The 8,409-nt window shown below is 60.2% G+C and carries 8 protein-coding genes; all 8 read left to right on the plus strand.

From position 1 onward, the window contains the following. Positions 1 to 203 precede the first annotated feature (203 nt). Positions 204 to 1,085, plus strand: coding sequence for a Flp pilus assembly protein CpaB (gene cpaB, locus BLR85_RS15305; protein WP_093157743.1), 882 nt, complete (start codon positions 204 to 206; stop codon positions 1,083 to 1,085). Between the two features lie 201 nt (positions 1,086 to 1,286). Then, positions 1,287 to 2,720, plus strand: coding sequence for a type II and III secretion system protein family protein (locus BLR85_RS15310; protein WP_093157746.1), 1,434 nt, complete (start codon positions 1,287 to 1,289; stop codon positions 2,718 to 2,720). Positions 2,721 to 2,725: 5 nt separating this feature from the next. Next, positions 2,726 to 3,046: a hypothetical protein gene (locus tag BLR85_RS15315; protein WP_139188416.1), complete on the plus strand. Its 321-nt coding sequence runs from the start codon at positions 2,726 to 2,728 to the stop codon at positions 3,044 to 3,046. A 308-nt stretch (positions 3,047 to 3,354) separates the two neighbouring features. Next, positions 3,355 to 4,602, plus strand: a complete 1,248-nt coding sequence (locus BLR85_RS15320) for a CpaE/TadZ family protein (RefSeq protein ID WP_093157752.1) — start codon at positions 3,355 to 3,357, stop codon at positions 4,600 to 4,602. A gap of 34 nt (positions 4,603 to 4,636) precedes the next feature. Then, positions 4,637 to 6,085, plus strand: coding sequence for a TadA family conjugal transfer-associated ATPase (locus tag BLR85_RS15325; protein ID WP_093157755.1), 1,449 nt, complete (start codon positions 4,637 to 4,639; stop codon positions 6,083 to 6,085). Positions 6,086 to 6,091: 6 nt separating this feature from the next. After that, positions 6,092 to 7,060: a type II secretion system F family protein gene (locus BLR85_RS15330; RefSeq protein WP_093157758.1), complete on the plus strand. Its 969-nt coding sequence runs from the start codon at positions 6,092 to 6,094 to the stop codon at positions 7,058 to 7,060. Between the two features lie 7 nt (positions 7,061 to 7,067). Continuing rightward, complete coding sequence (locus BLR85_RS15335; RefSeq protein WP_093157761.1) at positions 7,068 to 8,060, plus strand: type II secretion system F family protein; 993 nt, start codon at positions 7,068 to 7,070, stop codon at positions 8,058 to 8,060. A gap of 112 nt (positions 8,061 to 8,172) precedes the next feature. Continuing rightward, positions 8,173 to 8,409, plus strand: a 237-nt coding sequence (locus tag BLR85_RS15340) for a helix-turn-helix domain-containing protein (protein ID WP_139188417.1), incomplete at its 3' end; no start/stop codon positions are given.

An 8,409-nucleotide genomic window follows, 5' to 3' on the forward strand; every position in this document is an offset into this window, starting at 1 on the left:
ACCACGATCGCCGAACGTCCCGTAGGGAATTGATACCGTCCGGGCGGCCTGACCGCTCGAGAGCGCTGAATACCTTATTAAAGTGCCATCGCGCTACCATGCTGGGGCCATGCTTATGCCCCATTCTCCTTTCAGTATCGAAACAGAAGCTGACATTGCGCGCTTTGTGCAAGTGCGAGAAATAATGAATGAAAGGAAGAGTCATGCGATTGGTATTTGCCCTGGTCCTGATGGCGGGCATCGGCCTGGCCGGGTTTGCCGTCTACATGGCCCAGAACTACATGTCCGACATGAGCGCTGAACGCGACAAGCTGCTGGCCGCTCAGGCCGCGGCGCCGCCCATGGTCGATGTCGTTGTGGTCAATACGGACAAGGAATACGGACAGGTTCTGAAGAAAGAAGACGTCAAGTGGATGCGCTGGCAAAAAGACAGCCTTCCCAAAGGCGTTTTCGTGCGTGAAACCGATGGCCTTCCGAAGGGATTGGTCGAGGAGAGCAGCACGCTGTTTCCGGAAGGCAAGCGCGACCGCTTCGTGATCACCTCCATGCAGAAATTCGAACCGCTTCTGGTCCATAAGGTGACCAATCCGGGTGAAGATGCCGGACTGACCTCGCGGCTTGGCAAGGGCATGCGCGCTTTCGCGGTCCGTGTCGATGTTTCCTCCGGCGTCTCGGGCTTCCTGCGCCCTGGAGACCGGGTCGATGTGTACTGGACAGGTTCCGCCGCCGAGTTGGAAGGCTCCGGCGAGGTGACCAAGCTGATCGAGTCGAGCGTCAAGCTGATCGCCGTCGACCAGATTGCCGACACCGCGCGTACCACTCCGGTTATCGCCCGCACGGTCACCGTGGAGGCCTCGCCGCAACAGGTGGCCCAACTCACCCAGGCCCAATCGACCGGCAAACTGTCCCTGTCGTTGGTCGGTGCCGAGGATGATACCATTGCCGAGGTGAGCCAGGTGGACCAGCGCACCCTGCTTGGGATTGCCGAAAAGGTTCCGGTCGTGGTCGAACAGGAGCGCGTTTGCACCACCAAGATCCGCCGCGGCTCCGAAGTGATCATCCAGGAGATCCCCTGCACCAACTGATCACCCGGACATGAAGACCTTAGAATTCAAGACCCTATAACGATTCGAACCCGCAGCAGGAATACACTGTTGCGGGTTCACTACATAAAGTCCGGGAGCCAACGTCTTGATTCTTGCAAAAAATCGTAATCACGGGCAGTCTATGGAAAGATGCGGGCGAGAAGACCCGTCGAACATTCGTGATCGAGAGGCAGGATCACCATGACAGTCAAGACGCTTGTGCGGGCCGGTCTCCTCGGTTTCGCGATTGCAGGCACATCCACGATCCCCTACGCGGCAGCCGAAACGCTCCGCGTTACTGGCGGAACTATCCAGCGCGCCTTGAAAGTCCCTATGAACCGGGCGGTCGTCGTCGAAAGCGACGCCCCCTTTGCAGAACTTTCAATTGCGAATCCTGGCATCGCCGACATCTCAACCCTCTCCGAGCGGTCGATCTACGTGCTCGGGAAGGCTCCCGGGCGCACGACGCTGACGCTGCTCGCGCCCGACGGGACATTGATCACCAATGTCGAGGTCCAGGTGACGGCCGATGTGGGCGAGCTCAAGGAACGCCTGCGCGAGGTATTGCCGGGCGAGGCCATCGAGGTGCGCCCCGCCAATGATGGCATCGTCCTTTCCGGGACGGTCAGCAGCGCCGCCGCCCTCGACCGCGCCATCGACCTGGCCAATCGCTACGCCCCGGAACGGGTGTCCAACCTGATGATGGTCGGCGGCACGCAGCAGGTCATGATGAAAGTGCGCTTCGCGGAAATGAGCCGCACGGTCAGCAAATCGCTCGGATTTTCCGCCGCGGTCAACGGCATTGCCGGGGGAGGCGACATTGGCTTCCTTGGCGGCAACGGGACCTACCTGAGCAATAACAACCTGTCGAACCTGTTTGATGGCGACAGCGACACCGGGATCTCCCTCGGCGACGGCACCGAGGGTGCCTTCCAGATCGGTTTCGGCGCCGGCGACGTCGAATTCGCCGTTCTCATCGAAGCGCTCGAATCCAAGGGCTTCGTGCGGACGCTGGCCGAACCGAACCTGACGTCGCTCTCGGGACAGGCCGCGAGCTTCCTGGCGGGCGGCGAGTACCCGGTTCCGATCAGCGATGGCGACGGCAACATCTCGATCGAATACAAACCCTTCGGTATCGTGCTGAACATGACCCCTCGGGTCATCGGCGACAATATCAACCTCAACCTCGCGGCCGAGGTCAGCGCGATCGACCAGTCGGTCAGCTACACCGATTCGGGCCTCTCGGTTGCGGGCTTCAAGACCCGCAAGACGGAAAGCACGGTCGAGCTGCGCGATGGCGAGAGCTTTGCCATTGCCGGCCTGTTGGAGGATGACTTCCAGGATCTGAGCACCCAGGTGCCCTGGCTTGGGGATATCCCGGTTCTGGGCGCCCTGTTCCGCTCCGCCGATTACGAGCGCGGCCAGTCCGAGCTTGTGATCATCGTCTCCGCCCACCTGGTCACGCCCACTCGCGGCGATGCGCTCGCACTGCCGACCGACCGGGTTCGCCCACCGACCGAGAACCAACTGTTCATGCGCGGCATCACCGCCGTCACCAACCGTCCGGTCAGCGGTGGCGCCGGCGAAGTGGCCCGGCAGGATTTCACCGGTTCCTACGGCTACGTGATGGAGTGAAGCAGATGAAAACCACCATGCTTACGATCGCCACGCTTGCCGGAAGCCTTTTGCTGGGCGGTTGCAGCTACTGGAACGAAGAAGCCGGCGCCTTTCTCGACCAGGGGGATTTCGGCAACGCAACGCTGAACAATCAGCTGGCCCATACCTGCCGCAAGCTGACCCCGGAGAACGTTACCAAATACGGTAACCCGATCTCCGCTGGCTGCCCGGGCCGGACTCAGGACGGCAAATACGCCTTGTTCGCGTATGCTGAGACAATCCAGAGCGCAACGGAGCTCTCGCCCGAATTTATTTCGGGGACGGATTACAGCGAGCAACAATAGGGCCGAAAGCCTCTTCGCAAGATCTGCCTGAACGGCGCTTCCGGAAACGGGAGCGCCGTTCATCATTTGGGAGGGCAGTTCGACTATTCCTGTCTCGGAAACAGAGATCGTTCTGTGGCAAGACCGGCAACAAAAACCGCATGAGTTCGCGATTTTAGCCCCAATTTCGCCCGGTTTGATCGTCAAACAGAACGAAGGAGCAGTGTGCGCAAAATGCGCGCACGAGCGGCAAGTGATCCGGCTGACGGGGAATTCCCGGAAACGCACGCCGAAAACCGGCCTTGCCATCTAAGAAGGACGACAGGCAAATGAAAAGCAACGCTGCTTTGCAACCAGAACCGGCTCCGGTCGCTGCATGCACCGTCAGCCGCGATGTTCAGAACTTCGATCTTCTGATCGAGGACATGGAAGCGGAACTCGGCGAGAGCTGGGGCGATCTCGGGTTCACCGACGCTGTTGCCTTTCTTGACCAACCAGACTCTAACGCATTGGAATTCATAGCAATTGCAATGGATGAAAAGGACGAGAGCGACATTGCCATGATCGCGGACCTGATCAACCTTGCCCGGTCGAGGAAGGTCAAGGTTCTGCTGATCGCGCAGGATGTCGGTCCGGTCGTTCTCCACCAGTTGCTCAATCTCGGCGCAGACGGTTTCCTGCCCTACCCGCTCCCCGAGGGCGCCTTGCACGAGGCCGTCGAACGGCTGCGCGCCCCCGAACCACAGCCTCCTGTGGCCATTTCGGCCGGAGACACGCCCGTGACGACCAGCTCCGGTCAACATGACGGGGCGATTCTCGCCGTGCACGGGCTTGCCGGCGGCGTCGGAGCCACGACCTTTGCCGTAAACCTCGCCTGGGAAATCGCGACCAAGGACAAGAAGGTGAACCCGAAGGTTTGCCTGCTGGATCTCGACTTCCAGATGGGGTCCACCTCGACCTATCTCGATCTGCCGCGCAAGGAAGTCATCTACGAACTTCTTTCCGACACCAGCTCCATGGACAACGACAGTTTCAAGACGGCGTTGCAGCCTTACGGTGACAAGATCCACGTTCTGACAGCTCCGGCCGATATGCTTCCGCTGGATCTCGTCGGGCCGGATGACATCACGACACTGATCCATTTTGCCCGCCAGAACTTCGATGTCATCGTGATCGACATGCCCAAGACGCTCGTCGCCTGGAGTGAAACGGTTCTCAGCGCCGCACATATCTATTTCGCTCTGATGGAGCTGGACATGCGCTCGGCCCAGAACGCGCTGCGCTTCGTGCGTCTGCTCAAGAGCGAGGACCTGCCCTATGAACGGCTGCGCTTCGCGCTGAACCGTTCGCCGCGATTTACGGATCTGCAGGGCAAGGCCCGGGTGAAGCGCATGGCAGAGAGCCTCGACATCGATATCGAACTGCTGCTGCCGGACGGCCAGCGGCAGGTGACCCAAGCCTGCGACCACGGCCTGCCCCTGGCGCAGAGCGCTCCGAAAAACCCGCTGCGCAAGGAGATCGCCAAACTGGCGGCATCACTGCACGAGATGATTACATCCGAAGCCGCGATTGGCTGAACCACGCATATTTCAAACCAGGAAATCCAAGACCATGTTCTCACGCTACAAAAAACAAGCCGGCAATCAGGCCCAGCCGCAATCCGCGCCGCGCGCGGAACGCTCCGCGCCTGCTCCTGCCGCGGAGCGTGTGACCCGCAAGACGACCACGCCTGTGAAACAGGCCGTCACACCGGCTCGCGCCGCTCCTGTCGACAAGGAGAAAAAGCGCAAGGAACGGCTGGCCGAGATCAAGGTCGAGCTACACAAGGTCTTGCTCGACAACCTGAACTTGTCGGCGCTCGACACCGCATCCGAAGCCGATCTCAAGGCGGAAATCGCGGCCATTACCGCAGAGAGCCTCGAGGAAATGTCGGTCGTTCTCAACAAGGAAGAACGCCAGACGCTTCAACAGGATCTCTATGACGAGGTGACCGGACTCGGTCCTCTGGAGCCTCTTCTGAAAGACGACACCGTCAACGATATTCTGGTCAACGGGCCGCAGCAGATCTTCATCGAGCGCTCGGGCAAGCTGGAAATCAGTGAAATCACCTTCAAGGACGAGAAACACCTGCTGCGGATCATCGACAAGATCGTCTCCGCCGTGGGCCGCCGCGTCGATGAATCCAATCCCTATGTGGACGCCCGCCTTGCCGATGGTTCGCGTTTCAACGCCATGGTGCCGCCGATCGCGGTGGACGGCTCGCTGGTCTCGATCCGGAAATTCAAGAAGGACAAGCTCGGCGTAGACGACCTGGTGAAATTCGGCGCCTTCACCGAGGAGATGGCGGCCTATCTGCAGGCAGCCGTTGCCTGCCGGTTGAACGTGATCGTTTCGGGCGGTACCGGCTCCGGCAAGACGACGACGCTGAACGCCTTGTCGAGCTTCATCGACAACTCGGAACGCATCCTCACCATCGAGGACACTGCGGAACTTCAGCTTCAACAATCCCATGTCGGCCGGATGGAAAGCCGTCCCGCCAACGTCGAGGGCAAGGGCCGCGTTTCGCAGCGCGACTGCCTGAAGAACGCGCTGCGGATGCGTCCGGACCGGATCATCGTCGGCGAGACGCGCGGCGAGGAAGTCATCGACATGCTGCAGGCAATGAACACCGGCCATGACGGCTCGATGACCACGATCCACGCCAACTCCGCCCGAGACGCGGTGAGCCGGCTCGAGAACATGATCGCCATGGCAGGCATCGAGATGCCGCTCAAGGCGGTGCGCTCGCAGATTGCCTCGGCCGTGAACCTCATCGTGCAGGCCTCCCGCCTGCAGGACGGCTCGCGCCGGATGGTTTCGATCACCGAGATTACCGGCATGGAGGGGGAAGTGATCTCCATGCAGGAAGTGTTCCGCTACGAACGGCTTGGCGTGGAACCGGACGGCAAGATCATCGGCCGTTTCAACGCTACCGGCGTGCGCTCCTACTATTCCGACCGGTTCAAGCAGTGGGGTTACGACCTGCCGGCGGCGATCTATGAACCTATTGTGACGGAGTAACGCCCAATGACCATTTCAGCCGAACCGATTATCTACGGCCTAATCTTCTTCGCTGTCCTGGTGCTGGTCGAGGGGATCTACCTGACCGCCTTCGGCAAGTCGATCAGCCTTAACTCCAAGGTCAACCGCCGGCTCGAACTGCTCGAGAAGGGCGGCGGGCGCGAAGAGGTGCTGGAACAGCTCCGCAAGGAGATGACGCAGCACATGAACGCGAAGGGCATCCCGCTCTATTCCATCCTGGCCGAAAAGGCGCAGAAGGCGAATATCGCCTTCACGCCGCGCCAATTGATCATGGTGATGGGGGTTCTCGCCGGTGTTGCCTTTGTCGGCCTGACGCTCGGAACCGATGCCGGCTTGCCGGTGCGGATCGTCGTGGCGCTCGGCATGGGCGTTGGCGGCGTCTACATGTGGGTCAACAACAAGGCCAAGAAACGCCTGTCCCTGATCGAGGAACAACTGCCCGATGCCGTGGAATTGATGGTCCGCTCGCTACGCGTCGGCCACCCGTTCTCTTCGGCAGTCAATATCGTTGCCCGTGAAGTGCCGGACCCGCTTGGCAGTGAATTCGGGGTGATCGCGGATGAAAGCGCCTACGGGCGGGACATTTCCGAAAGCCTGAAGGCGCTCGCCGAACGCATGGACATGCAGGACCTGCGCTTCCTCGCCGTTGCCGTGACCATCCAGCAGCAATCCGGCGGCAACCTGGCCGAGATCCTCGACGGTCTGGCCAAGGTCATCCGCGCGCGGTTCAAGCTGTTTCGCAGGGTCAAGGCGATCACGGCCGAGGCAAAATGGTCGGGGATGTTCCTGTCCTTCTTCCCCATTCTCGCGCTCGTCGGCATCAATGTCGCCGACCCGCATTATTATGACGATGTCATGGAAACACCGGCCTTTATCCCGGCCTGCCTGATCGTGGGTGCGTTCCTGATCGTCAACATGATCTTCATGAAGATCATGGTTAACATCAAGGTTTGAGGTCGCCATGGAAATTCTAGCTCAGGCAAATGAATGGCTGATTACCCGATTTGGCGATTTGGGTCCGCTTTACGCGGTTGGCGCGCTCGGCATGGTGCTGGTTGTGCTGACGCTGCCGATCTTTCTCAACAAGAAAGCGGATCCGCTCGACAAGCTGAAATCCAGCAATCGCAGCGGTGGTATGCAGGGCGGTGACAGGGGCGAGAAGAAGGCTCTGCGCCATGGCGGCGGCAGTGGCAAGCTCGACAAATACGCCGATTTCCTCGAACCGCAGGACGCGGAAGAGATGTCGAGCGCGCGGTTGCAGATGTTGCAGGCCGGCTATCGGTCGAAATCGGCGGTTCGCGTCTACCACGCCTCCCAGTTCATCCTTGGCCTCGGCTTCCTGGTGCTCGGCATTCTATATGCCATTGTCACCTCGGCCACGGGCGAGGTCTCGACCCAGCAATTGATCCTGTCGATCATCATTCCGGGCTCGGTGGGCTATTACATTCCCAAGTACTGGGTGAACCGGCGCCTTCAGACCCGGCAGCAGGAGATCACGAATGGTTTCCCGGACTCGCTCGACATGATGCTGGTCTGCGTCGAGGCCGGTCAGTCGCTTGAACAATCCATCATTCGGGTCAGCAAGGAATTGCGCGCGGGCTTCCCGGCGCTGGCGGACGAGTTCGAGATCGTCGCGCACGAAATGAAAGCCGGCAAGGAAAAGGTCCAGGTCCTCAAGGACATGGCCGAGCGGTGCGGGGTGCCCGACATCGCGTCCTTCGTGACTGTTCTGGTCCAATCCGCGACTTTCGGTACATCCATCGCCGAGGCGCTGCGGGTTTATGCGTCCGAAATGCGGGACAAACGCGTCATGCGAGCCGAGGAGAAGGCAAACGTACTGCCGACCAAGCTCACGCTTGGCACGATGATGTTCACCGTTCCGCCGCTACTGATCATCCTGATCGGCCCCTCGATCTACGAAATTGCGCAGACGCTGAGCTCAAGCGCGCTCTGAGCCGGCCAAGGCCCCGCTCCTTGCTAGAGCGTGTCGCGGCCTATCTGATTCAGGCTTCCCAGATTGGTTGTGATGTGATTCCCTTCTGTTGAGGCAGATATAGGGGTCTCAGATGGGCAAACCACATCCAATAGAGCTACGCGAGCGCGTCGTCGCTTTTGTCGATGAAGGTCACGGGCACCGCGAGGCGGCGCGGCACTTCCGGGTTTCGCCGAGATTTGTGAACGATCTGATCAAGCTGCGGCGGGAAACCGGATCACTGACACCACGACCGCAAGGTAACGGAGGTGGTCACCGCAAACTGGCCGGCGTGACCGGCTGGATTGAGGCGCGCATCGCCGACAAGGGA

It is taken from the genome of Aliiruegeria lutimaris (assembly GCF_900099935.1).
GTDB lineage: Bacteria > Pseudomonadota > Alphaproteobacteria > Rhodobacterales > Rhodobacteraceae > Tropicimonas > Tropicimonas lutimaris.